Below are 24,223 nucleotides of genomic sequence, written 5' to 3' on the forward strand. Positions count from 1 at the left end.
CGCTACAACTGCAATTAAAATCCATTTTCGCATACCAGTTATAGATGATTTTGATATTAAAAAAATAGTGTCCCTCTCCTAAGAAATAGTCCAAATTATACAAAAATTGACTTTGCTTTTGGTTATAATTTCCCAAAAATTTTAAAATTCACAAAGGTATCTTATGAAGTGCAATATCGTCATAAATGGACAAAATTTAATAGATTATAAATCTTTTATATTATTTTTTTCAAAGGCTGCAAGAAAGCAGTATTTTATAAACACTTTTATGATATTTACTGAAGCCATCATGGCTGGTTTTGTTGTAGATATGCTATTAAAAAGTAAAATTTTTACTATTATCGGAGCTGTTTTTGCTATATTTTGGATCATTTTTTATCCTATCTTTTTAAAAAGAAGTCGCATAGCTGCATTAAAAAGAATTGAAATTTCAGATACTCAAAAGCAAATGAATTTTGAAGTAAATGAGAAATTTCTGGCTTACTATGAAGGTGAACCCAAAGAAAATGAAAAATTTGACCTAAATAAAGTTAGTGAAATCTATGAGCTAAAAAATATCTTTATCATTTTTTTAGAAGAAAAGATTCATCTAATAATCCCAAAAGAAGAAGTTAGCTCAAAAATGATAAATGAGCTGGCTAGACTTTGCCATAAAGATATTTTAAAATTTGAAAATTTTAGTGCAAAGAGTGTGCTTAAATAGCGCTTATTATAAGCTTTTCAAAATCCTCTGCATTCATTGGCTTACCCCAAAGATACCCTTGCACCTCATCGCATCCAAGCTCTCTTAAAATTTCAAGCTGGGTTTCATCTTCGACACCTTCAGCAATAGTCTTTAGCTCCACATTTTTAGCTAAAGCTATAACGCTTTTTACTACGTCTTTATCTATATCATTTTTAGCAATATTATCTATCAGCTCTTTAGCGATCTTTAGACGACTCATAGGATATTTTTTGATGTAATTCATCGATGAAAAACCGGTACCAAAATCATCTATGGATATGCAAATTCCTCTATTAGAAAGCTCAGATAACGCGCTTTGCATCATCTCTTCGGCATTAACGAGGCTGGCCTCAGTGATCTCAACATCTACACAAGATGGATCGATGCCGTATCTATCTATATAGCTTAAAAATTTAGATGCAAAATTTATATTATCAATCTGTTTTGGTGAGATGTTTATGCCTATTTTTAGATTAGTATTATATTTTTCATTCCAAAAGGCCATTTGTTTTATAGCATTTTTTGCCACCCATTTTCCTATCGCATTGATAATAGAGCTTTGTTCGGCTATTGGGATAAATTTTGATTGATCCACTGGACCTTTTATAGGAGAGTTCCACCTAACAAGAGCCTCTGCTCCTACTATTTTTTTACCTTCTATTAGATACTGAGGCTGAAATTTTAGCTCAAATTCTTCATCAAAGCTTATGCTATTTAGCAATATTTCTATGTAGTTTCTATCCTGAATAATGCTTTTTATATCACTATAAAAAACATACTTTTCAGATGCATCTTTCTTTGCTGCTTCTAGTGCTGTTTCTGATTGCATGATAAAATCATCAGCCAAAATTTCACTAGTTTGTGTCGAGCTAATCCCTATTTTCGCATCAAGTACAATTTTATAATCATCTATAACGATTGGCTCTGAAATAGCTTTTAGTAGATAATGTAAAAATTCTCTGCAATGTACATTTTCGTTTTGCTTAATAACAACGATGAAGTCATCGCCGCCAGATCTTGCAAATAAGGAATCGTTTGGTGGCAATATTGACTCAATGTTTAAAGCAAACTTTGCTATTACATCATCGCCGATATAATGCCCATACGAGTCATTTATCGCTTTAAAATGGTTTATATCAATACTATAAATATCTATCTTTTCGCCAAGTGCCTTTGACTTTATCATCTCCTCAAGCCTTGCGATAAAATACTGGCGATTTAGAGCATTTGTCAAATAATCATATTTACTGATCCTTTGTAGGTGCCTATTTGTCTCTTCAAGCTCTTTTACTTTACTTTCTATCTGATTATTTAACACTTTTTTGATATGTATTTCACGTTTAATTAAAATATCCATTTTTCTAACATTAGAAAACGTATAAGATAATGCCCCGTATGCAAGCAAAGTAACTAAAATAGAAAATAACCATGTCAAATTTATCTTCCAAGAGTACAAGATCATGATCGTCAAAAATGCGGCAAAAACAAATAGCTTTTGTATTAAAATTTTATCAAAATCGTTTCTGAGCGCCCTAAATTTTAGATTTGCCTCACCCTCTCTTAAATGAAGTGTGGCAACAAACAACATAAAAAATACACTCTTAAATACAATGTCGTATCCAAAAAAGGATATTTCATCTATCCAAAAATCCATTGTAGTGGTAAAAATATCATAAACGCTTATTGCAATAAGTGCTATCAAGCATAAAAATATAGATAGTCTTCTTCTTGAAAATTTAAGTGAAAAAAATGCAATAAATGAAGTACAAAACATAAATAAATCTATGGCGATATAACTTAGATTAAAAAAATCTTTTTGGCTTAAAACTTGAGTTAAACTTCTATCAAAAATCATAAACCACATAAAGCTAAAATATATCGCAGAAATAGAGACCGAGTCCACAGATACTTGCATTAAAAATAAATTTTTCAAATTTTTGATCAAAATGTAAAAAGCAGAAAATGCAAACATAAAATATGAGACTACGTATGAGATTTGTATAAAATTGACTTTAGAAAGAAATTGTTTAAGAAAATCAACCTTATCATATAGTATCCACATAGTGTCTGATGCTACCCAGCAAGTAAGGCCTAGTAATATATATATCCAATATGTTTTTAAATTTTTTGTCTCTTTTAGCTTTAAAAAGATAAATAATGTGATCATAAAATCAAATAGGGTAGTAATTATGTCTTCATAAAAACCACTAGCAATAAAATAACTAACAACATATACACAAAAAAGTATCAACATAAATAAAAAAGATACTTGATTTTCGTTACTTATTTTACTTATCATATTTCGTCTTTATCTATCTTTCTCTGCCTTTTTGGCTAAGCTTTGCCACCTCTGCCACTCACCGCTATCATCAATATCGTTGCCGATAGCTTCGTATCTAGCGTAAAAATGTTCAACAAATTTTCTAGTCTCTTCATCTTTTGGCAGATAGCTCTGCTCATCTTTTTGGCAAAATTTCTCTAAAAATATGCTCGCATCATCCTTTTTAGCGTATGTTTGCGATAGATCGAAGTAGTTTTCTAGGCAAACTTCTTTAAATTTAGCGTAGGCTTGCTCACTCATATCCACGCTTAGTTTACCGTCAAATTTAAGCACTCCAGCCCTAAAAAGTAGGCTAAGATGTATGAGCCCCTCGCAGTAGTACGCCCTCACCTCATCGACCTTTCGCCAAGCAATAAGCCCAACTGCACGAGCTATTAGCTCATGAAAGACGGCCATTTTATACTCCGCCTCTTCGTGTAAAAAGAAATTTACAAGTCCACCAGTCGTCGCCTTGTACTCCTCAATAAATTTAAAGACGCCGCTTTTATTCATACTCATCTCAGTATCAAGTCCGATAAAGAGGATATGCCCAAACTCATGACCGATCGTTGAGATTTCATAAACTTTTTTCCAAATTTTTGGCTTTAAAAATAAAATTTCCCTACCAAAATCCAAAAACTCTTTGCTAAAAATTTCCGAACTAAGTTTCATAAACGGTTTCGCCTTTGCGCCCTCGTAGACGTGATTTACAAAGGCAAAAATTTTCTTACCGCATTTTGCACTCACACTCTCATCATTTGGTACGACCTGAGCGCTAAAAAGTCCATTTAGCTCGGCACCATAATAGATCATCGGCACACTTATATAAAGCTGCGTTCTAGCGATATTTTCGCTAACTGCCCTATTTGTCTCGGCGTTATCAAATTTGATCTTTTCGCAAACGCTTTCGTAAGTTTTTGTCACTTTTTCTTTAAATTTAAGCTCATCTATGCCCTCGCTATCAACCAGCCTGATGTCCCACTCAAGTGCAACTGCGTGCGTATAGGCGTCCTCGTAGTACTCTAGCGGATGACCTGGCTGAAGCGCACCTTTTACACACATCCACGCTATCTCAGCCTCTTGCCAGGCGTTTATCACCTTTGCATTGTCTTCTTCACAAAAGGCGTTTTGTAGTTTTTCAAGGTATTTTACATAGGATTTTTGCTCGTCATTTTGGGCTAAATTTCTTAAAATTTCAAGGTTTTTTTCAAATACTTTTTTAAGCTCACTAACCTCATCTTTAAAGGCAAGCGCGTAAGGCAAAAAGCTAAATTTATCACCTTCTTTTACTACCGCGCCATACGTTCTATCGGCCCTTACACCGTTACTATCACACTGAAATAAAGCATTTTTAGTGATAAACTCATTTGCCTGGCTTAAATCTTTAAATTTAGCCTCAAACTCTTTGTTTGTAGTGTCTATTATCTTTTCTTGCCATGAAATTTGCCACGCATTTAGACTAAGCCCAAGTTCATGCATCGCCTGCACAAAAGCTTGGTTAAATGGATCTAAAATTTTCTCTTCTTTGGCCTTTTCTAAAAGCTTGGTGTGCAGATTTTCATATAAATTTCTAACGTAGTTATACATTAAATTTAGCACTCGTTTTTGCTCGTCTTCGCCTAAATTTAGCTTTTTTAGCTCATTTTGAAGCGGATCTACTTTAAGATCTACTATCCTTCTTGCAAGAGCTAGTTTTTGGCTTGGTGTGCCAGCAAGGCCACAAATTTTAACAGCTTCGTTTATAATGTCATCGTCTAAATTTTTATAAATAGCATTTAACTTATTTTTTTGCTCTTTTGTAAGCTCATTTAATCTTTTAAAATCGTTCATATTTTCATCCCCTGAAGTTGCAAGATTTTAGCATAAAGCCTTAAAATTTGCTACAATCAACCAAAAATTTTAACATCTAAAAGGCAAAAAATGGATATTTTAAAAGATTTTGGTGAGCCGCGCATAAAACAAGTCATGCTACCAAAAGATACAAACTCAGCTGGAAATATATTTGGAGGCTGGATAATGAGCCAGATCGACCTTGCAGGTGCTCAGGCTGCAAGAGAAATTTCTCCTGAACGCGTTGTGACCATTTCTATGAAAGAGATCATTTTCAAGCAGCCTGTCTTTGTTGGCGATGTGCTAAGCTGCTACGCTAAAATCATCTCCGTTGGTAAAACCTCGATAACAACGCAAATAGAAGTAACCGCTCTTAGGCTAAATCCGGGCGGATATAGAGAAACTATACACGTTACTAGCGCTACAGCAACTTACGTAAGCGTGACGAAAGATGGACTTAAAAAGCCAATCGATGAGAAGCTAAAACAGCTTCATGGATTTTAAAAATTTGGTTGCATTTTATGCAACCTTCTTTAAAAATTAATACTACTTTTAAAAATTATTGAAATTTAAAAATTAAAAAGCAAAAATTTCAACTTGATTAAATACTTTCTAAGATAAAATCCAAAACTACTTTTGGGAGAATCATGAAAAAATCACGTTTAGGTCTTTTGCAAACACAAATTTTAGATATTCTAACTCAATCCGAGCTTGACAAATTTGAGTACAAAAATCTTCCAAAAACAAGTATCATCTACGCAGAAGAGATCAAAATCATCATTTTAAAAAGTGGCTGTGCAAAACTTTCATTTTTTGAAGATGGGGAAGAATTTATCCTTTACCGTTTGGAAGCAAATAACATCGCTGTTCTTGATGATAATTGTGCATTTGAAATTTTAGAAGACGCAAAAATTTACTCCATAAACTTAAGCGAAATAAGTGAAATTTTATCAAATGTAAATGTTGTAGATGAAATTTTAAAAGCGGCGTTGAACGCCATCATCGTGCAACGTCAGATCATAAAATCAATACTTTTTGAAGATGCAAAAGGTAGGATTGCAAATTTTTTAATCGAACTTGCACACGAGCAAGATCTAAAGCAAAATGGATATCATTACATATTTTTGCCATTTTCTCTAAAGGTGCTCTCAAGCTTTGTGGGGCTCAAACGCCAAAGTGCTTCAACTGCATTTAATGAGCTTATAAAAGATGACATCATAAGAAAGATCACACCACACGAGTTTTTAATAATTGATTATGAAAAACTTGAAAGTTACACAAACTAAAAACCAAAAATTTTTATAATAGCTAGCAAAGAGTAGCCTTAGAGGATTAGTCTTTGCAAAAAAGCAAAGACTAAAAATTTTTAAGCTTTTTTCTTCATATCGAATTTATTTGCCATAAAGCCAACTAAACCAACAAAGAAAAGTCCGCCGCAGATATTGCCCAGCGTAACTGGAACTAAGTTTTTACTGATGAAATTTCCCCAGTTTAAAACTTCTAGTTTTTCAGCCGTGATGCCATGTCCTAGAGCCGTAGCTGCAGCAGCGATATCTCCGCCGCTTGCTGCTATATAGTGAGCTTTTGAGATGATGGCTTCAGTGATTATGAACATATTTGCCACGCAGTGCTCCATTGAGCAAGCCACAAACGCGCCGATCATCCACATAATAGCAAAGAATTTACCAGATAGATTGCTCTCGCTTGTCGCAGTCCAAATAGACATACAAACAAAGACGTTACAAAAAATTCCGCGGATAAATAGCTCATGAAATGGTGCTGTGATTTTACCAATAGCAGCTGGCACGAAGTGTTGTAATATGTAGCCATCATACTTTAGCGGCAAGCCTGAATAGTAGTACATATAAGCGATCAATGCGCCGCCAACGAAGTTAAATATCCAAACGATAGCCCAGTATCCGATAGTCTTACCTAGTTTTAGCTTTCCTTCATATGCGCTAACACCACTTAAAACTGAGCTTGTAAAAAGATGTCCGCCATAAAAGACAACCATCATAAGACCACAGCTAAATGTGATACCACCGATAAAATTTGAAAGACCAATTGACTGATTTTCAGCCATACCAACTGTCGAGTGAGCCCAGAAAATATCACCCATAGCAATAGCAGCTCCAGCCATGATAGCAAGAAAAATAATACTAGTAAGCGGCATATGAGCCTTATGCTCCATAGAGCTTGAGACCGCTTGAGCGGTTTCTGCCGGATTTAACATCACATTCTCCTTTTTATTTTCAATCTCGCACATGAGCCAAGCTCATCTTTGCGACCAAAGTTTAACACTTTGCAAAATCACTAAAGTCAAATCAATGCTTGCGGTTAAAAGCAAATTTTGCCTTTAGTAACCAAAAAGACTAAATTTAGCTATTTGCTAAATTTAACCGACTAAATTTTTATCAATCTCTACAATTCTTAAAAAAGCTTTTCTGGCACTTTTTTTAGCCTGCTCGCTTAGTCCTTCTTCGAAATTTAAGACATTTTCGAGCAAGACGCTAATGCCAAGAAAAAGCGTCTTAGGGCAAATTTTTCGCAAATAGCTCAAAAGCACTGGCGTTGGGAGATTGTGAGTTGAGTAGATGTAGTCTCTATCGTCACTTAGGTCGAAAAACTCTATCTTATCCTCATCAAAGCCGCTCATCGCATCAACTACTATCAAAATATCAGGCGCAAATTCTCTAATAGCTGAAAATTCATTCTCAGGCACATCTTGCCCAAAAAAGACCTTCCACTCTTTTAGCTCAGCTTCTACGATGCGACCTACTTCATTACCCACATCATCATCGCCACGCATAGGATTACCAATGCAAAGGATGGCCTTTTTCATCAAAAGTCCTTCCTAAGCACGATATATCCCTCTTTTAAATTTGTCAAAATTTCTTTAAGCTTACACTCACAAAGCTGCGGCAAGAGTTTAGCGATATGCTCGGCAAAAATTTCAACTTCAAAATATTTGCTTAAATTTCCGATCTTAAATTTCACGTATTCGCCTGAGTTTTTGATCATCTCGTCAAATTCCTCATCGCTTAGCTCTAAAATTTTCTCGCTAAAGTCTATCGTACCAACGCCGTGTCCCACGCAAGTGGAGAAAATTTTTATCTCTTTTAGCTCGCGTGGAAGCTTATCGTTGTCATCCATATGCCTTTTTGTAAGCTTATAAACTTGTATCATCTCTTACTCCAAACCTCGCTATCAACGTCTATCGCAAAGCTTTTATCAGCTTTTGCATATTTTAGATAGACATCATTATGCAAAAGCCCCATGCACTCAGCATATCTAGGATCTTCCTCTTTTTTGATAGCTGTAAGCACAGCCTCTCTTGAAATGCTTGGGTCATGGACATCTTTTGAACATTTGATAGCATTCATATATTTTTCAAAAAGGATTCTACCAAAGATATAGCTCATTAGCCTTCTGCTTTCAGCTTGCAAGTCACGCTCGAATAAAATATCGCCTATGATCGACTTCTCAACTGAAGGTGGCAATGTATTATCTTCTTCGTAGCTTTTTTTATGAAGCTTTTGATCTATGATACCAAGAGCCATGCCAAGGCCGTAAATAATGCTTGCTGGGTGTGGAGGACAGCCTGGGATATAGACATCGACTGGGATTATCTTATCGATGCCGCCCCAAACGCTATAAGCATCGTGGAAAATTCCGCCACTGCTTCCGCATGCACCAAGAGCAACTACGATCTTAGGATCTGGAGTCGCCTCATAAGCACGAAGAAGCGGATAATACATCTGTCTTGTTACAGGACCAGTGCAAAGCAAAATATCAGCGTGTCTTGGGTTTGCAACAAGTTTAAAACCAAAACGCTCAGGATCCCACATCGGCGTAATAGCTGCAAAAATTTCTATCTCACAGCCGTTACAGCTTCCGCAGTCGATCCTATAAACGCTAAAGCTTCTTTTGATATTTTTTAGATGCTCTAGCTTTGCAGTTAGATCATTTGCTGTTTTTATGTCCTCTGGGACTTGATATAGACTCATTTTATAGCCTCCTCAATGCCTTTTGTTAGCCTCTCAGCAGATTGATTTTTCTTGCACTCTGGGCAGATATAAAGGTAGTCTTTTGCCTCTTCAAGTCTGCCTGGGAGTAAATTTGCTGTGCCAAGCTTTTCAAGGGTGAAATTTATAAGCCTTTTTGGCGTAAATGACTTGCCGCAGCATTTGCAAGTTTGCATCTCAAGCTCGCCCCTTTGTATAAGAGCGCTCTTGTCAAATTTAACCGCAAGCTCAAAGCTATCACTAAGTCTTACAGCTCCAGTTGGGCAAACCTCATCGCAGCGTCCGCAAAATATGCAGCGTCCGCAGTCAAATTCCCAAACAAGCTTTGTTTGCTCCTCGTTCATCTTAAGCTCTATCGCGTTACTAGGACAAGCGATACCGCAAGCTGCACAACCTATGCAAAGATCGTATGTATAGTTTGGCTGACCACGGAAATTTTCAGGAACAATATATGGCTCAAATGGATAGGCGTATGTCGCTTTTCCATATTTTTCTGTGATGTCAAATAACTTCATCATCTTAAATCCTTCTTACTAACCCCGCCATCTTGACAGAATTTTTTAAGGTCTTTCTCTGTTAAAATTTTACTTTTTTTAGTCCTTACATCAACCAAAGTAACACGCTCTGTACATGAGTAGCAAGGGTCAAGTGAGCAAACGATAAGCGCAGCGTCACTTATGTTATTCCCTCTAAATTGATACCTTAGACTTGGCCAGTTGTTGTATGTTGCTGCCCTGCATCTCCAGCGATATACTTTTTGAGCGCTACCTTGCATGATCCAGTGAACGTTCTCGCCACGTGGTGCTTCATCATGACCAAGTGCAAAATTTTCAGGTTTGATCATAGTCACAGGATCGATCATGATCGGAGTTTGAGGCATTAGCTCAAAGCATTGGCGGATGATGTGGATAGAGCTTTTTAGTTCTTTATATCTAACCATCTCACGAGCAAAAACGTCGCAACCATGCTCAACTGCTACTTCAAATTCTATCTGTTTAAAAAAGTCGTATGGGTGATCGTAGCGGTTATCACGTTTAAAGCCAGAGCCTCTCATATTTGGACCAACTGGGCTAAAGTCACGTGCTATTTGGCGATCTAGGATTCCCACACCTTTCCAGCGTCCGATTTGGCGTTTATCCTCCATAACTGCGTCCCAAATTTCTGAAATTTGAACGTCAAGTTTATTTATGATCTCGATACCTTTTTTGATCTCGTGGTTTGTCATATCACGTCTTAAACCTCCCATAACAACGTTGCCGTATGTTTTACGTCCGCCAGTTACAAGCTGAGCTAGCTCCATAGAGTACTCGCGCACCCTAAAGATGTGCATGAATGCATTGTAGTTACCAGTAACCTCACATGCTAGACCGATATTTAAAAGGTGGCTGTGAAGACGCTCGATCTCAAGACAGATGACACGTATAGCTTGAGCTCTTAGCGGAATTTCAAGCTTGATAGCTTTTTCTGCTGCTTCGATACAAGCAATAGCGTGAGCATAACCACAAATTCCACAAACGCGCTCTGCAAGGTAGCCCATCTGATCATAGTTCATTCTGTTTTCAGCTAGCTTTTCCATACCGCGGTGTTGATAAAAGAGGCGGTAGTCAGCGTCGATGATCTCGTCGCCGTCACAGAAAAGTCTAAAGTGGCCTGGCTCATCTGAAGTAATATGTAGTGGTCCAAGTGGCACATCAACTACTGCATCGCCTGTTGGAAACAAAAACTCAGAATCAGGCTCATCTCTATGATCAACCGGATCAGGTCGGTAGCGATAATCCATCGCATCTTTTCTAAGTGGGTGAAGCCCGTCTGGCCAGTCATCACTTAAAACTAGACGCCTTTTATCAGGCAAACCTTCGGCTACAAGACCAAACATATCATAAGCTTCTCTTTCGTACCAAACACAAGCTGGCACTAGCGGAGTAACAGATGGGAATGTCGGATCGCTTCCCGGAATAAGCGTTTTAACAGTAATAAAGCACTTATCCTCAGGCGCAAAGTCGTCCGCTTCAGTCATCTTGCTACCTTCCATTGAAAGAGCATAATAAAGAGCAAAGCTACCATTTATCTGGCGCTCGTCATTTGGTATCATTGTGCTTATGAAGCCACCGATATCATAATAAAGTGTCTTAACAGCTAGAGGAAGATCATTTCTATCAACCAAAACTGTGATCTGATCGTCTGCTTGACGAGTTACTTCTAAAATTTTTACCTTGGTTTTTAGGATTTCAACAAATTTATCGCCTCTCATTTTAAAGCTCCCATCATTATATTAACACCGTTATCTACTAGCGTATAAAAGCTATCTACATGCCATACGCCAAAGATTATGATAAGGGCACAAAGTGCTATAAGAGGTAAATTCTCTAACAAACTCATCTCTTTGTTGTGAACGATCACACCTTTTGGCTCACCAAAGCTTGCCATGTTAAAGTGTGCAAAGTCAGCTATAAAAATAACTGCAAGTGCAATAGCAAATAGTGCAACTGCGATGTATTGACCGCTTGTGATAGCTCCAACAAAGACATTATATTCGCTAACAAATATAGCAAACGCTGGAACACCAACAAGCGAACAAACAGCCGCGCCAAACATTATAGTGGTGATCGGTGCGATCTTAACCATACCGCCCATCTTGCTCATATCTTTGTGGCCATAAATTCTTGCGATATTGCCTGTTGAGCAAAACGCCAAAGCTTTTGTGAAGCTGTGAGCCAAGCAGTGAAATATCGCTGCAAATAGACCAAATTTACCGCCAACACCAAGTGCAAATGCGATAACACCCATGTGAACGATTGAGTGATAAGCAAACATTCTTTTTACGTTGTGTTGTCTGATTAGGAAAAATCCCGCTACAAATAGAGTGATAGTTCCTGAAACGATCATTATGCCCTCAACAAAGCTAAATCCAACAGCTTGAGCAGTGATAGCGTAGTATCTTAAAAGTGCCAGCATCGCACATTTTAAAAGTACGCCCGAAAGCAAGGCTGAAATAGGTGCTGGACCTTCAGCGTGAACGTCTGGTAGCCAAGTGTGAGTTGGAGCAAGACCAGCTTTTGTACCAAAACCAATTAGAGCAAATACAAAGATAAGTTTTGCTGCATCTGGGTTTAAATTTTTAGCATTTGCCATTATGCTTGAAAATAGCATAGAAGCTTCGCCATCCCCTAGAGTGCTAAATGTGGCTGAATATAAAAGAACAGTCGCATAAAGTGCAAATGCTAGACCGATTGAGCAAAGAACGATGTATTTATAGCCACTCTCTGTTGATTTTTGATCTTTGTGGATAGCGACAAGAAACACAGAAGCTAGTGTTGTAGCCTCAATAGCTGCCCACATAAACGCAACGTTGTTGCAAATAACGCTTAAAGTCATTGTAAAGATAAATACATGGCTTAGTGCATAATATTTTTTAAGATCACTTAGATGGATGTGTCCATCTTCAAGCTCCCATCTCATGTAGTGGATAGAGTAAAAATTTACTATAAATCCAGTTACAGCGATAAGCACCAAGAAAACACAGCCTAAGCTATCTAAAAACAAAAATTTATCAAAACTATAAAAAGTTCCGCTACTTAAGACTTTAAGAACATTGTTAAGTAAAGCCACCGATGTCGCAGCAGAAAACAAAACGTGAAGTCCGCTTAATACCGCATAATTTTTAGGACTCAAAAACAAGACCAAAGCACCAAGGAGCGGTAAGATAAGTATTAAAGCTAAACTATCCATCTCTAACCCCTTAAATTTGAAGCTTTAGAAGTATCTAAGCTATCATAAGCTTTATAAAATCTAATCGCTAGAATGCTCATGATGATAACGGCAAATATTGCATCTGTTAAAATTCCAAGCTCGACTAACTCATGTGAGTTATAAGCCATTAGAGCAAGGCTTAGGTGGATACCGTTTTCAAACAAGCAGTAAGCTAGAATTTGTTTTATAAATGAGTTTCTTAGCATGAAGCCAAAAATTCCCATCATAAAGACCGTTCCAGCTGCGATTAGCATGATCTCTTCTTTGATAAGAGAGAATTTTAAAAATATAGGGTGGATACTCATTGAAAGAGCTAGAGAAAATCCCATAGCGATAACAGGACTTACAAAAAATCCACCAACTGGCTCATCTTCGCTAACTACGCCAAGTTTTTTGATAAGCCAGAATAAAATTCCTGGCACAAGCAAAACTTTGGTAAAAAATGCAACGATCGCCCAAGTTTTGAGCTGCTCGGCGTTAAATTTCTCAGATAGCAAGAAAAATATGCTAACTAAAAGTAGTGTCTCAATCGCATAAGCGATGATTGAGAGTTTTAAGCTTCTAAGACCAAAAACCGCAAGCGAAGTTACGATCATGCAAATGGCTAAAATATCAAGTGTTTGCATCTCACACTCCTACTACATAAAGTGTTAGTGCAACAAACGAGATAGCAAGTGCACCAAGTGCATTTTTGCGTAAAGATGAAGTCATTTTAAAGCGTGGTCCAAAGTTGTCTATAAAGACAGCCGCTACGTAAAATACTCCAGTTTTTATCACAAAAACGATAATAGCTAAGAAAGGATTGCTAAAATTCCATGGCTCAAATATAGTTAGGAAAAGTCCGATCATAGCAAACTGTTTTAATATAAGTGATGCTTGAACTAAACCAAGGTCGCTACCTGCGTACTCGCCAAGTAAGCCCTCTTGAAGCTCTTGCTCAGCTTCGGCTACGTCAAATGGTTTTCTGCCAGTCTCAACATACATGCACCATAAAAATGCGATAGAAGCTACGGCAAAGCTTGGGATTTGATATCCGATAACACCAGTTTTTACCATCTCTTGAATCTCAATTAAATTTGATGTTTTAGCTGCAAGCATTACTACGATTAGACACATGATCATAACTGGCTCGACATATACGCCCAGCATTTGCTCCCTGCCGCCGCCTGTTGCTGCAAATGGGTTGCCGCTATCCATTGAAGCTGCACCAAATACAAATCTAAGCAGTGCGCCAAGATAAAGGATCACAAATATATCTGAATATGCTCCAAAAACAGTATCTTTGCTATATGTTATAGGTATAGCAGCTAGCACTGCAGCTGAAGTTGCAAAAAGGAAAAATGGAGCCCATCTAAATACCCAGTGAGAGCACTCAGGGACGGTTCTTCCTCTTCTAAAGAGTTTTATAATGTCGCGATATGTTTGAAAGAAATCGCTACCTTGTTTTGATTGAAGTCTAGCCCTTAGTTTTCTTGCCATACCATCAAACAAAGGAGCTACCAAAACGATAACGACTACTTGAAATATCATTAAAAGTATAGTTTGCATTTTCGTCTCCTAAACTAAAAAGTAGCCTACAGCAAGTATGGCACATAGATAAACTAGGATATAAAGCGTATAGACGTTTGTATATCCGCTTTGAACGATGCCAAGTTTATCAGCAAATTTCATACACCATTTAATGACTGGCTCATAAAACATTCCCCACCAGATATCTTTTGGATGGTTGTGATATTCAACCGCGTCAAAATAATTTCTAGTAACGATCTTTTTATCAGCTCTAAATAGCCATTGCATGATCTTTCTAAGGTCACCTGTAAATGGACCACCTGTCATTTGCATACGTGAGCTATATTTAAAGCCGCATGCCCAAGGATCAGTCTCGCGTGGTTTATCTCTATTTGCTTTCATAACAGCAAGGATGATAAATGGCAAAATCATAGTCGAACATAAAACTAAAGCGATAAGCGGAGTTGAGATCATACTGCCTATTGGTGAAGTTACATTTATAGCTCCAAGGCTAGCTTTATAGTCGCTTATAGCGATAGAATTTACAGCTTGCATGATGTAATCAACTATGTAGTTTGCGCCAAGACCAAAGCCAACGCAGCCTATCATTAGGATGATCATACCAAGAACCATGCCTATTGGACTCTCTTTAGCATTTTCCCAAATTTTTTGATCTCTTGGAGTACCTGCAAAGATAACAGCGTAAAGTTTGAGGTGCATACCGACCAAAACGCCTGTTAGCGCAAGAGCTACGACACCAAGTGTAAATGCGTATCTAACTAATGTTCCCTCGCCCATCGCACCTTGAAGCATGCCTTGATATGTAAACCACTCTGAAACAAAGCCGTTTACTGGAGGCAAAGCTGCGATGCCCATGATACCTATAAACATACCAAGGCTTGTCCATGGCATCTTTTTGGCAAGACCGCCAAGGATGTCCATGTTTTGTGTGTGAGTAGCGTGGATAACTGAACCTGCACAAAGGAAAAGTAGACCTTTAAATATAGCGTGGTTAACTACGTGGTAGCAACCTGCTAGAAAACCTACTGCTGCAAGCGTTAAATTTCCAGCTGCGACACCATAAATTCCTGTGCCAAGACCTAGCAAGATGATGCCTATGTTCTCAACTGAGTGATAAGCAAGCAAAGCTTTGAAGTCGTGTTGGCAAAGAGCGTATAAAACACCAAATAGTGAGCTAGCTGCACCAAGAGCGAGTATTGTAAGACCAAAATATGTGCTAAGTGGTAAGTAAAGTGTAAATTTAACTAGTGTAAATAGAGCGACTTTAATCATAACGCCCGACATAAGAGCCGAAACGTTTGATGGTGCTGCTGGGTGAGCTTGTGGAAGCCAAACGTGGAATGGCCACATACCAGCTTTACTACCAAATCCAACCAAAAACAGTATAAATGTAGCAACAGAAGCGCCAAATGGCATCTTAACACCCATGAACGCACTAAAGTCTGTACTTCCTGTATAGTAAGCAGTGATAAGCAAACCACAGGTGATACAAAATGCACCGATTTGTGCGATACCAAGATATACCATGACCGCTTTTAGAGTGTTTTTACCATCATTTACTATGATAAGGAACGATGAGATAAGAGTCATAAGCTCCCATAAAACGACAAAGCAAAATACATTATCAGCGCTGATTACTAGAAGCATTGAGAGTATAAATGTATTAAACAAACATGCAAATACGCCAACGTTTGCTTTTTTGATGTACTCATCTGCATAGCTCATACCATAAACGCTGCTTGCAAATCCGATGAAAACAACGACAAAGCTAAAGAAATTTCCAAGTGGATTTAGCGCAAATTTTGGCGAATACAAAAAGCCATCCGCAAGAGCAAAGCTATCGCTTACTCCCATATTTGCAACAAAGTGACACATCGCATAAAAGCAGCTTAAAGCGCTTAGTCCAAAACCAACCTTTACAGCGGCCTTTGGAGCGCAGTAGAGCAAGATGCTAACGACAGCACTTACAAGAAATAGCATATAAACCGTAGTCATCTTATGCTCCTTGTCCGTTTAAAATTTTAGTAGCAAATTTATTCGCTGCCTCGTAATCTATCCTCTTGCCAAGTTTATGTTTGCCCTCTTCAGGATCGATCATAACAAGAGCACTCGTTGGACAAACATCAACACAGGCTGGTCCGTTCTCACGACCAAAGCACATATCGCATTTAACAGCAATATTTTTTGCACCTGATTGTGACTCTACCTCAAGATTATACTTTGGCTCGATAGCGTAATTTACTGAAGGCATAAGCTCCGCACTAGAACTTATCGCACCGTAAGGACAAGCGATCGTGCACATCTTACAGCCTATACAAATTTCCTCGTGAAGCTCGATGCAATTATCATTAAATCGCAATGCCCCAGTTGGACACACATTCGCACAAGGACCATCGTCGCATTGTCTGCACTGAGTTGGCATAACGCCAGTAGCTTCTCTTAGCACACTTAGCCTTGCACGTGACAGCTTGCCGCGTTCATAAGCGCTCTTAAAACATGCAGCCATGCAGGTTGCACATCCTATACAGCGTTTATAATCGGCAATCACAAATTTATGTTTTTTCATAAATTCCTCCCATTAAACAAGGCTAAACTGCCCTGCTCACTTTTAAAGTGATGGTTAGTCACCAAAATAGAGATAGTTAAATTTTTATTTAACATCTCAAACGCTCCTTCCTAATTTTTGTAATAATTCTATAACTTACAATGAATAAATTCCGTCATCTATCTGACAAATTTTGTATTTTTAAAATTAAATTTTTATTTTATATATTTTTAATATTATCTATTAAGTATCGATTTTTAGGTATATTTATTTGCTAAAGGATAATATTTATTAATAAAATTTTCCTATAAAGAGTAAAAATATCTTAATTAACTTTAAATTTAAAAGTTAATTATTTAAGCTCGAGTTAATTAAATAAAACTGAAATTTAAAAATCTAAAATATAATCCGACCTTTAAATTTAAAAGGCTTTTTATGGGAATTTTTATAGCTATAGTTTTATTTATCGCTTCAGTTTTTGCTTTTATAAAATTCGCCCCGGTTTTTGGTGGCGTGCCAGACGCCAAGAGCCAAAAGCTGATAGAGGCTTCACCAAATTTTAACGGCGAAGTTTTTATAAATTTAGAGCCCACTATTGATATGGTAAAAAATAATCCGCAAGCATCTATGTTAAATTACATTCCGCAAGCACTCTTTCCACCAAAAGGTAAGCTACCAGCTAAGCCTTTGCCAAATTTAAAATTTGATGCAAAAGCCCTCAAAAACGGCGAGTTTATCTGGCTTGGGCACGTTAGCCTCATCTGTAAGCTTGATGACAAAACCATCGTCACAGACCCAGTTTTGCACCGAGCATTTCCACTGCCAATTGGCGGTAAGCCCTTTACCTACGAGCATGCTATCACCGCTAGTGATTACCCAGATGTGATCGATATCGCCCTCATCTCGCACGATCACTACGATCATCTTGATCATAAAACGATACTCGAGCTAAAAGATAGAATTTGCAAGTTTCTAGTGCCACTTGGCGTAAAAGCTCACATTGTAAAATGGGGCGTTGATGAAGACAAAATTTATGAGTTTGACTGGTTTGGTGAGCAAAAAATAGGAAATTTAAACTTCACGTTTTGTCCTTCAAGGCACTTTAGTGGGCGCACATTTAAAAGAAATACGACGCTTTGGGGTGGCTGGGCGGTTGAAGAGACTGGCTTTAGCTTTTATTTTAGCGGAGATGGCGGATACGGCAAGCATTTTAAGATGATAAATGAGAAATTTGGTGCCTTTGATCTAGTTTTTGTCGAAAATGGTGCTTACGGCGATGGCTGGCCTTACGTGCATATGAAGCCAGAGGAGTCAGCGCAAGCACTAAAAGATCTTGGTGCAAAGCTTGGCGTACCAATTCACTGGGGCAAATTTGATCTTTCTTATCACGCTTGGGATGAGCCAATCAAGCGTTTTGAAAAGGCAGCGACAAAGCTTGAGCTAAACTACGCAACGCCTATGATCGGGGAAGTTTTCACCACCCAAAATCCGCCTAGAAAAAAGTGGTGGGAGGAAATTTAGGAATAAAATTTGCTCTAAATTTTAAAATCCAAAAGGAAGCGTAGATGAAAATTTCTGAAAATTTATCAAATCTAAAAAATGTCATCGATAAAGCCGCAAAAAACGATCTTAATATGAGCACAACTGGAAGCTTTTTACAAAATTTAGAAAAAGCAAATAAAGAGACTGAAAAAATTTATAAACAGCTAGAAAAAGAGCTAAAAAGCGATGCGCAAATGTTTAAACAATTTGACTTCATGCAGATGATAACAAAGCTTCAATACGGCAACCTAAAGCCAAATGAACGTGAAAAACTACTCAATAAAATGAGCAAGATCGCCAAGGAAATTTAATTTTAAATAGACTTGATGCGGAGCTAAATTTTACTATTTTTGTGAAAATTAGTGGGTTTTAGTGAGTGATTTGCTTAAAATAAATTTATTTAAATAGCGACCGTTAAAACTCAGATATATTTCTATTTTCTACCGAAACGCTTATATATTCATAGCTCACATAGTAGCATAGACATACTACTGCTTTAGGTTTTTAGGCAAATTTTTAAAATTTCATAAACGAGTAATTTCGGCTTTGATTTTAGTGGCAAGCCTTGCGGGTCCTAAAATCAATAGTCAAATTCTTGCGAGTGAATGAAAGTTTTAAAATTTGCAAAATAGTAAATTTCTATTTTTAAAAATATAGACTTTAAATTTAAAAACTTTATTCGAAAGAGAGGGGACTTGAATTACGAAGCCGTACCCTTATACCCTTTTTTAATCCACTGTCTGCTTGCAGTTACGAGACGAAGTCGAAGTAAAAACCTCTCGCACGTTAGAGAGCGTGCGATAGCGCTTTGCGCCGCATGCATTTTACATCAAGCAAGTGTCGGATAAATTTTAAAATTTATGAGCGAGCATATCACGGCTCTAAATTCAGTGCTAAACGTAGTGCAGCCTAAATTTAGTAGTCTGCTAAGGCGAGTGAATAAGATTTTAAAACTTGTAAGAGTATTTGATCAAATTTACAAAAACGAATTTAAAAAATACCTAATTTATATATAAATTTACTAGAGAGGATTTAAGAGCCAAAAAAGGCTCTTAAATTTTAGTGTAGTTCGCTCCAAACTTTGCGTTTCCAAAGCCAAGCAAAAATTCCTAATATAAAGAAGTAGATCATGACATAAAGCCCTGTGCTCTCGCGCTCAGCCTTCTTCTTGTCGCCTACTTTTTGGATATAAGCTACCACGTCGTCTTCAGCAGCTTTATTTAAGCCAACTCTTGGCATTGCAGTACCTGGTAGCATCTTTTGAGTATCGTTTATAAATTTATGTAAATACTCATCACCTTTTGAACGAATCATCATCGATAGATCAGGTGGGTTTGAGCCCATATAAGCAGCAAGGCTTACTTTATTGCTAAATGCATATTTTTTGTCATATTTTATATCATGACATCTTTGACATGCATCAGCGAAAACCTTTTCTTCAGTGATCTTATTATTTGCCTTTTCATAATCAGCAGATACCTTTTTCAAATAAGCTACTATATCGGCAGTCTCAGCATTTATATCACCACCAGCACCCATAAATGCAGTCATCGGAAATGGATGCTCATCATTAAATTTATGAGTTAGCTTTAAAGCCATAGTTGGGTTTTTAATAAGCGCAGCCAAGAATTTATCATCATAAATTTTACCAGCGGTACTAAGATCTGGTGGCACTACACCAAAGCTTTGACTAGCTGTCTCAGCATCCATACCAGCTGGCATACCTGCTGCTTCTATACCGTGGCATCCTGTACATCCTTCTGCTACAAAAGTATCAGCACCCTTTGTAGCGTCACCTTTTGTAAGATCGATAGAGTTAATGTCATTCCAAAATGCTGTATAGTCGTCAAGAATTTTTTGTGCTACTTCTACATCTTTTGTAGCTGCGTCTATACTTGCCTTATTTCCACTAGCCTTAGCAGTCTCAAGTGCTGTCTTTTTTTGCTCTAAAAAGTGCTTTGCATAGTCAGTATCTTCTTTTGAGAAGTTGTACTCAGCATTTGCAGTGTGTGGATGAAGCTTTGTGTGAGCATAAGGCTCGATACCCCAATATAAAACACCTGAAAGAATAACAACAATGGCAAAAATTTTAAGCTCTTTCATGATTAGTCCCTTTTTCTTTCAAGTATTGTTATAACTGGCAACGCAATTATAAATAAGAACAAGAATAGCAATGATGAATAAAATCCTATCCAGTCATTATAACCACCTGTTGGGAGCTTGCCATATATAGATAAAACGATAAGATCGACAACTAAAACCCAAAACCATATAAAAAATAGTGGTCTTTTGTGAGCTGGAGCTACAAGGTCGCTTCTATCAAGAAGAGGTATAAGCATAAATGCAACACCTGCAAACGCAAACGCGATAAGACCGATGTTATAAGCAGAAATTCCAGCGATATCAAAGAAGAAGCCACGTAAAATTTCATATTGCCACAAGAAATACCACTCTGGATAGATATGTGGTGGGGTTTTTAGTGGATTTGCTGGCTCAAAGTTGATAGGGTCCATTGCAAAGTTGAAGTGATAGCAAACAAGATAGATGACAAATATCATAAAGAATGATACATACATAAAGTCTTTTGCCAAAAATCCTGGCCAAAATGGTATAACTTTAGATTTCGCTCTATCGCCGTGTAGATACTCTTGTGCCTCTACTTCAAAGTCTATATCTTCGCTTGTTAGGTTATTAACGTGTGGAACTCTTAAAGAGTAGAAGTGAATAACCAAAACAGCTATCGTTACAAGTGGCAATAAACAAACATGAAGCATAAAAAATCTAGTAAGTGTTGAGTCGCCAACTGCGTAATCACCTCTAATCCACTCAACTAAAGCATCGCCGATAACTGGTACACCGCCAAAAAGCTGAGTGATAACAGTTGCCGCCCAGTAGCTCATCTGTCCCCATGGAAGCATATAACCACTAAATGCCTCTGCTGAAAAACAGATAAATAGCACCATACCACTTATCCAAATGACCTCTCTGCCTCTTTTGTATGAACCATAGTAAAGTCCAGTAAGCAAGTGAATATACATAATAAGAAATATCGTAGAGGCTGAAACTGCGTGAATATGACGCCAAAGCCAGCCATACTCGACCTCTTGCATGATAGTATAATTTACACTATCAAATGCCAAATTTACATCTGGTTTGTAATACATTAAAAGTAAAAAACCAGTAACAATTAAGAGCATAAAAAGCGTTGTTAAAATAACGCCCATTGCCCAAAGGAAATTTATATTTTTTGGAATCCAGTATTCGCTAACTAGAACCTTTATAAGTTTTGTAAAAGCTAGGCGTTGATCAAGCCAGTCAATAACGCCAGTTGATTTATGAGCTAAAGACATTGCTATCCTCCTAAGCTTTTGCTACTAATTTTTCGTATTCTGGGCTTGTTTCGCCTAGAACTAGCTTGGTTCCATCAATCTTAAATGGTGGTATATCAAGTGGTCTTGGAGGAGGTCCGTATGTTTGCATTCCGTCGGCATTAAATTCGCCGCCATGACAGGCACATACAAACATTTGTTTACTTGCTTTATACTCAGGTATACAACCAAGATGCGTGCAAAGTCCGATAAGAACTACGTATCTAGCATCCCCTACGACAACATCTCTTTTGTCATTTTTAGCCATATCAGGACTTTTTTTGAGTATGAAAATAGGCTTTTTACGCCATTCAACCTGCCTCATTTCTCCATCTTTGATCGGACTTAGATCAACTGTTGTGAAACCAGCAGCTTTTACGCTTGGAAGCGGATCCCAAGTCTTTTTAACAGCCACTAGTGACATAGCGCCGCCGACAGCTGCCACAGCACCAAACGCAAGGCCGATAAAGCTACGTCTTTCTTGCTTTACTGACATTAAATTCCTTTCTATAAATAAATTCTTAACGATTATACTCTCAAAAAATTAAAAAAGTATAATTTCTAAATATAATCTGCAAAAATAATGTTAATTTTAGCTTAAACGTAAATCTTGATTTTAAGATAAAAATTTTAAGCTTTATGGCTTTTTGAACTAAATCTAAAATCAAAATTAGCTAAGCCTTTTCTCATTCATCTTTATATAAATATGTAAGATATCAATCGCAGCTGGCGTGATACCTGAAATTTCACTCGCAGCAAAGAGTGTCGGCGGAGCAAATTTCTCAAGCTTTTCGACCACTTCATTACTAAGACCACTCACACTTCTAAAGTCAAAATTTTCAGGAATTTTCACATCCATCATATCTTTCATTTTTTCTATCTGATTTTTTTGCTCATTTATGTAGTGCTGATATTTACACTCGGTTAAAATTTGATCCACACTCGCATCATCTAAATTTGAAAATTTCTGATCAAGCTTTCTTAGTTTCTCAGCTGTAAAGCTTTTGCGTGCGACTATCTTTTGAAGGCTAACATTTTGACTTATTGGCTCTTCATCAAGACTAGCTAAAAGCTCTAAATTTTGCTTACTTGGCGTAATTTGAGTATTGTTAAGGTAAGCAAGTCCATCTTTTAAATTTTGCCTGATAGCTTCAATTTCATTAAAAGTCTCATCATCAAGAAGCCCAAGCTCATGGCCATATCCACCAAGCCTTAAAATGGCATTTTCCTCACGCAAAAGCAAGCGGTACTCCGCCCTACTCGTAAACATCCTATATGGCTCTTTTGTCCCTTTTGTGACAAGATCATCGATCAAAACACCTATATAAGCCTCATCGCGGCGCAAGACAAGCGGCTCTTTATTATCAAGTGAAAGTGCTGCATTTATGCCAGCCATTAGCCCCTGAGCGCCAGCCTCCTCGTATCCAGTCGTTCCATTTATCTGTCCAGCTAGATAAAGACCTTTGGCTTTTTTAGTCTCCAAACTATGTTTTAGCTGTGTTGGCTCGACGTAGTCATATTCGATAGCGTATCCATGCCTTACGATTTTTGCATTTTCAAAGCCCTTTACAGAGCGTAGCATTTGCACTTGCACTTCATAAGGCAGGCTAGTCGAAAAGCCGTTTATATAGTACTCTGTAGCTTCAAGTGTTTGAGGCTCGATGAAAAGGTGGTGTCTGTCGCGGTCACCAAAGCGGTTTATCTTATCCTCGATACTTGGACAATATCTTGGTCCGATGCCCTCGATCTGTCCTGTAAAAAGTGGCGCTTTGTCAAAATTTGAGCGAATTATCTCATGCGTGGTTTCATTTGTATAGGCGATGTAGCATGGCAGCTGTGTTGGTGAGAAATTTTTAGTTCTAAAGCTAAATGCAACTGGCTCTGCGTCGCCATCTTGCTTTTCTAAAATTTCAAAATTTATCGTTTTTGCATCGATCCTTGGACATGTTCCAGTCTTTAGCCTGCCTAAATTTAGCCCAAGCTCTCTTAGACTGCCGCTTAGATCCTTTGCACTTAGCTCACCAACACGTCCGGCTTCTAGCTTATTAAATCCAACGTGAATTAGCCCGTTTAAAAATGTACCAGTGGTGATTATCACCTTTTTTGCGTTATAGATGTTATTTAGGTGGGTTTTAACGCCCGTTACTTCGCCATTTTCGCTTAAAATTTCAGTGGCAATCTCTTGAGAAATTTCTAAATTTGGAGTGTTTAAAAGCAAATTTCTCATATAAACTCTATATCTATCCATATCGATCTGAGCGCGGCTACCACGCACAGCTGGGCCTTTGCTCTCATTTAGCACGCGAAACTGGATACCAACAGCGTCAGTTGTAAGTCCCATTTGGCCACCAAGTGCGTCGATCTCTTTTACAAGATGTCCCTTCGCAAGGCCCCCAATGGCTGGATTACAGCTTGCAGCGCCTATTTGCTCGGCTAAGATCGTGATCAGTAAAGTTTGCTTGCCCATTCTAGCAGCCGCAAGACTTGCCTCAATGCCTGCATGTCCGCCGCCAACGACGATTATTTCATAGTTCATGATAAATTTTTCCTATTTTTTGATTGCGTGATTTTATCCAAAAGCATATAAAA

Annotated in this window: 22 protein-coding genes; 5 read left to right on the forward strand and 17 right to left on the reverse strand. The window is 37.7% G+C overall.

Annotation, left to right across the window (positions count from 1 at the left end; all coding sequences use genetic code 11):
• The first annotated feature begins 163 nt into the window (after positions 1-163).
• Positions 164-703 carry a hypothetical protein gene (locus MTT30_RS06775; RefSeq protein ID WP_429801430.1) on the forward strand — a complete coding sequence of 180 codons (540 nt, stop codon included), beginning with the start codon at positions 164-166 and terminating at the stop codon, positions 701-703.
• On the opposite strand, the gene MTT30_RS06780 is transcribed toward MTT30_RS06775, so the two are convergent.
• The gene (locus MTT30_RS06780; RefSeq protein WP_429801431.1) at positions 696-3,023 is read right to left on the reverse strand and encodes a putative bifunctional diguanylate cyclase/phosphodiesterase; all 2,328 of its coding nucleotides are present in this window, start codon (positions 3,021-3,023) and stop codon (positions 696-698) included. The genes MTT30_RS06775 and MTT30_RS06780 overlap by 8 nt on opposite strands.
• Positions 3,024-3,032: 9 nt before the next feature.
• Positions 3,033-4,874 (reverse strand): invasion protein CiaB, encoded by a 1,842-nt coding sequence (gene ciaB / locus MTT30_RS06785; protein ID WP_429801432.1) that lies wholly within the window; start codon positions 4,872-4,874, stop codon positions 3,033-3,035.
• 90 nt (positions 4,875-4,964) lie between these two features.
• Here ciaB and MTT30_RS06790 point away from each other — a divergent pair, with 90 nt between their 5' ends.
• Positions 4,965-5,378, forward strand: coding sequence for an acyl-CoA thioesterase (locus MTT30_RS06790; RefSeq protein ID WP_021091795.1), 414 nt, complete (start codon positions 4,965-4,967; stop codon positions 5,376-5,378).
• Positions 5,379-5,521: 143 nt separating this feature from the next.
• Positions 5,522-6,160 (forward strand): Crp/Fnr family transcriptional regulator, encoded by a 639-nt coding sequence (locus tag MTT30_RS06795; protein ID WP_429801433.1) that lies wholly within the window; start codon positions 5,522-5,524, stop codon positions 6,158-6,160.
• Between the two features lie 80 nt (positions 6,161-6,240).
• Here MTT30_RS06795 and MTT30_RS06800 read toward each other — a convergent pair whose 3' ends face one another.
• From MTT30_RS06800 to MTT30_RS06850, 11 genes are all read right to left on the reverse strand, one after another.
• Positions 6,241-7,107 (reverse strand): formate/nitrite transporter family protein, encoded by an 867-nt coding sequence (locus MTT30_RS06800; RefSeq protein ID WP_429801434.1) that lies wholly within the window; start codon positions 7,105-7,107, stop codon positions 6,241-6,243.
• Positions 7,108-7,269: 162 nt separating this feature from the next.
• Positions 7,270-7,716 (reverse strand): hydrogenase 3 maturation endopeptidase HyCI, encoded by a 447-nt coding sequence (locus MTT30_RS06805; protein WP_021091859.1) that lies wholly within the window; start codon positions 7,714-7,716, stop codon positions 7,270-7,272.
• Positions 7,716-8,060, reverse strand: a complete 345-nt coding sequence (locus tag MTT30_RS06810; RefSeq protein WP_084109581.1) for a formate hydrogenlyase maturation HycH family protein — start codon at positions 8,058-8,060, stop codon at positions 7,716-7,718. Before MTT30_RS06810 ends, MTT30_RS06805 begins: the two co-directional genes overlap by 1 nt.
• Positions 8,057-8,881 (reverse strand): NADH-quinone oxidoreductase subunit B family protein, encoded by an 825-nt coding sequence (locus MTT30_RS06815; protein ID WP_084109582.1) that lies wholly within the window; start codon positions 8,879-8,881, stop codon positions 8,057-8,059. Before MTT30_RS06815 ends, MTT30_RS06810 begins: the two co-directional genes overlap by 4 nt.
• Positions 8,878-9,417, reverse strand: a complete 540-nt coding sequence (locus MTT30_RS06820; protein WP_084109583.1) for a formate hydrogenlyase complex iron-sulfur subunit — start codon at positions 9,415-9,417, stop codon at positions 8,878-8,880. Before MTT30_RS06820 ends, MTT30_RS06815 begins: the two co-directional genes overlap by 4 nt.
• Entirely contained in the window at positions 9,414-11,150 is a 1,737-nt protein-coding gene (locus MTT30_RS06825; protein WP_429801435.1) for an NADH-quinone oxidoreductase subunit C, read from the reverse strand. Before MTT30_RS06825 ends, MTT30_RS06820 begins: the two co-directional genes overlap by 4 nt.
• Positions 11,147-12,628: a hydrogenase 4 subunit F gene (locus tag MTT30_RS06830; RefSeq protein WP_429801436.1), complete on the reverse strand. Its 1,482-nt coding sequence runs from the start codon at positions 12,626-12,628 to the stop codon at positions 11,147-11,149. Before MTT30_RS06830 ends, MTT30_RS06825 begins: the two co-directional genes overlap by 4 nt.
• Positions 12,629-12,630: 2 nt before the next feature.
• A complete protein-coding gene (gene hyfE, locus MTT30_RS06835) occupies positions 12,631-13,275 on the reverse strand; it encodes a hydrogenase 4 membrane subunit (protein ID WP_021091711.1) in 645 nt (214 codons plus the stop codon).
• 1 nt (position 13,276) lies between these two features.
• Positions 13,277-14,197, reverse strand: a complete 921-nt coding sequence (locus MTT30_RS06840) for a respiratory chain complex I subunit 1 family protein (RefSeq protein WP_084041928.1) — start codon at positions 14,195-14,197, stop codon at positions 13,277-13,279.
• A gap of 9 nt (positions 14,198-14,206) precedes the next feature.
• On the reverse strand, positions 14,207-16,174 hold the full coding sequence (locus tag MTT30_RS06845; RefSeq protein WP_429801437.1) for a proton-conducting transporter membrane subunit: 1,968 nt from the start codon (positions 16,172-16,174) through the stop codon (positions 14,207-14,209).
• 1 nt (position 16,175) lies between these two features.
• Positions 16,176-16,745 (reverse strand): 4Fe-4S dicluster domain-containing protein, encoded by a 570-nt coding sequence (locus MTT30_RS06850; RefSeq protein ID WP_429801438.1) that lies wholly within the window; start codon positions 16,743-16,745, stop codon positions 16,176-16,178.
• A 414-nt stretch (positions 16,746-17,159) separates the two neighbouring features.
• Between MTT30_RS06850 and MTT30_RS06855 the strand changes: the two genes are divergently transcribed.
• Positions 17,160-18,245 carry an MBL fold metallo-hydrolase gene (locus tag MTT30_RS06855; protein WP_429801439.1) on the forward strand — a complete coding sequence of 362 codons (1,086 nt, stop codon included), beginning with the start codon at positions 17,160-17,162 and terminating at the stop codon, positions 18,243-18,245.
• Positions 18,246-18,289: 44 nt separating this feature from the next.
• Positions 18,290-18,577 (forward strand): hypothetical protein, encoded by a 288-nt coding sequence (locus MTT30_RS06860; protein WP_429801440.1) that lies wholly within the window; start codon positions 18,290-18,292, stop codon positions 18,575-18,577.
• Positions 18,578-19,325: 748 nt separating this feature from the next.
• Here MTT30_RS06860 and MTT30_RS06865 read toward each other — a convergent pair.
• From MTT30_RS06865 to mnmG, 4 genes are all read right to left on the reverse strand, one after another.
• Positions 19,326-20,369, reverse strand: coding sequence for a c-type cytochrome (locus MTT30_RS06865; protein ID WP_429801441.1), 1,044 nt, complete (start codon positions 20,367-20,369; stop codon positions 19,326-19,328).
• A 2-nt stretch (positions 20,370-20,371) separates the two neighbouring features.
• Positions 20,372-21,616: a cytochrome b gene (locus MTT30_RS06870; protein ID WP_429801442.1), complete on the reverse strand. Its 1,245-nt coding sequence runs from the start codon at positions 21,614-21,616 to the stop codon at positions 20,372-20,374.
• A gap of 10 nt (positions 21,617-21,626) precedes the next feature.
• Positions 21,627-22,130 (reverse strand): ubiquinol-cytochrome c reductase iron-sulfur subunit, encoded by a 504-nt coding sequence (gene petA, locus MTT30_RS06875; RefSeq protein ID WP_021091707.1) that lies wholly within the window; start codon positions 22,128-22,130, stop codon positions 21,627-21,629.
• A gap of 174 nt (positions 22,131-22,304) precedes the next feature.
• Positions 22,305-24,170, reverse strand: a complete 1,866-nt coding sequence (gene mnmG, locus MTT30_RS06880; RefSeq protein ID WP_429801443.1) for a tRNA uridine-5-carboxymethylaminomethyl(34) synthesis enzyme MnmG — start codon at positions 24,168-24,170, stop codon at positions 22,305-22,307.
• Positions 24,171-24,223 lie beyond the last annotated feature (53 nt).

The organism is Campylobacter concisus (assembly GCF_050447445.1).
Lineage (GTDB): Bacteria > Campylobacterota > Campylobacteria > Campylobacterales > Campylobacteraceae > Campylobacter_A > Campylobacter_A concisus_BI.

Bases quoted from the DNA above. Each gene is read 5' to 3' on its own strand.
- MTT30_RS06775 (WP_429801430.1), top strand. From the start codon at position 164: ATGAAGTGCAATATCGTCATAAATGGACAAAATTTAATAGATTATAAA.
- MTT30_RS06780 (WP_429801431.1), bottom strand. From the start codon at position 3,023: ATGATAAGTAAAATAAGTAACGAAAATCAAGTATCTTTTTTATTTATG.
- ciaB (WP_429801432.1), bottom strand. From the start codon at position 4,874: ATGAACGATTTTAAAAGATTAAATGAGCTTACAAAAGAGCAAAAAAAT.
- MTT30_RS06790 (WP_021091795.1), top strand. From the start codon at position 4,965: ATGGATATTTTAAAAGATTTTGGTGAGCCGCGCATAAAACAAGTCATG.
- MTT30_RS06795 (WP_429801433.1), top strand. From the start codon at position 5,522: ATGAAAAAATCACGTTTAGGTCTTTTGCAAACACAAATTTTAGATATT.
- MTT30_RS06800 (WP_429801434.1), bottom strand. From the start codon at position 7,107: ATGTTAAATCCGGCAGAAACCGCTCAAGCGGTCTCAAGCTCTATGGAG.
- MTT30_RS06805 (WP_021091859.1), bottom strand. From the start codon at position 7,716: ATGAAAAAGGCCATCCTTTGCATTGGTAATCCTATGCGTGGCGATGAT.
- MTT30_RS06810 (WP_084109581.1), bottom strand. From the start codon at position 8,060: ATGATACAAGTTTATAAGCTTACAAAAAGGCATATGGATGACAACGAT.
- MTT30_RS06815 (WP_084109582.1), bottom strand. From the start codon at position 8,881: ATGAGTCTATATCAAGTCCCAGAGGACATAAAAACAGCAAATGATCTA.
- MTT30_RS06820 (WP_084109583.1), bottom strand. From the start codon at position 9,417: ATGATGAAGTTATTTGACATCACAGAAAAATATGGAAAAGCGACATAC.
- MTT30_RS06825 (WP_429801435.1), bottom strand. From the start codon at position 11,150: ATGAGAGGCGATAAATTTGTTGAAATCCTAAAAACCAAGGTAAAAATT.
- MTT30_RS06830 (WP_429801436.1), bottom strand. From the start codon at position 12,628: ATGGATAGTTTAGCTTTAATACTTATCTTACCGCTCCTTGGTGCTTTG.
- hyfE (WP_021091711.1), bottom strand. From the start codon at position 13,275: ATGCAAACACTTGATATTTTAGCCATTTGCATGATCGTAACTTCGCTT.
- MTT30_RS06840 (WP_084041928.1), bottom strand. From the start codon at position 14,197: ATGCAAACTATACTTTTAATGATATTTCAAGTAGTCGTTATCGTTTTG.
- MTT30_RS06845 (WP_429801437.1), bottom strand. From the start codon at position 16,174: ATGACTACGGTTTATATGCTATTTCTTGTAAGTGCTGTCGTTAGCATC.
- MTT30_RS06850 (WP_429801438.1), bottom strand. From the start codon at position 16,745: ATGAAAAAACATAAATTTGTGATTGCCGATTATAAACGCTGTATAGGA.
- MTT30_RS06855 (WP_429801439.1), top strand. From the start codon at position 17,160: ATGGGAATTTTTATAGCTATAGTTTTATTTATCGCTTCAGTTTTTGCT.
- MTT30_RS06860 (WP_429801440.1), top strand. From the start codon at position 18,290: ATGAAAATTTCTGAAAATTTATCAAATCTAAAAAATGTCATCGATAAA.
- MTT30_RS06865 (WP_429801441.1), bottom strand. From the start codon at position 20,369: ATGAAAGAGCTTAAAATTTTTGCCATTGTTGTTATTCTTTCAGGTGTT.
- MTT30_RS06870 (WP_429801442.1), bottom strand. From the start codon at position 21,616: ATGTCTTTAGCTCATAAATCAACTGGCGTTATTGACTGGCTTGATCAA.
- petA (WP_021091707.1), bottom strand. From the start codon at position 22,130: ATGTCAGTAAAGCAAGAAAGACGTAGCTTTATCGGCCTTGCGTTTGGT.
- mnmG (WP_429801443.1), bottom strand. From the start codon at position 24,170: ATGAACTATGAAATAATCGTCGTTGGCGGCGGACATGCAGGCATTGAG.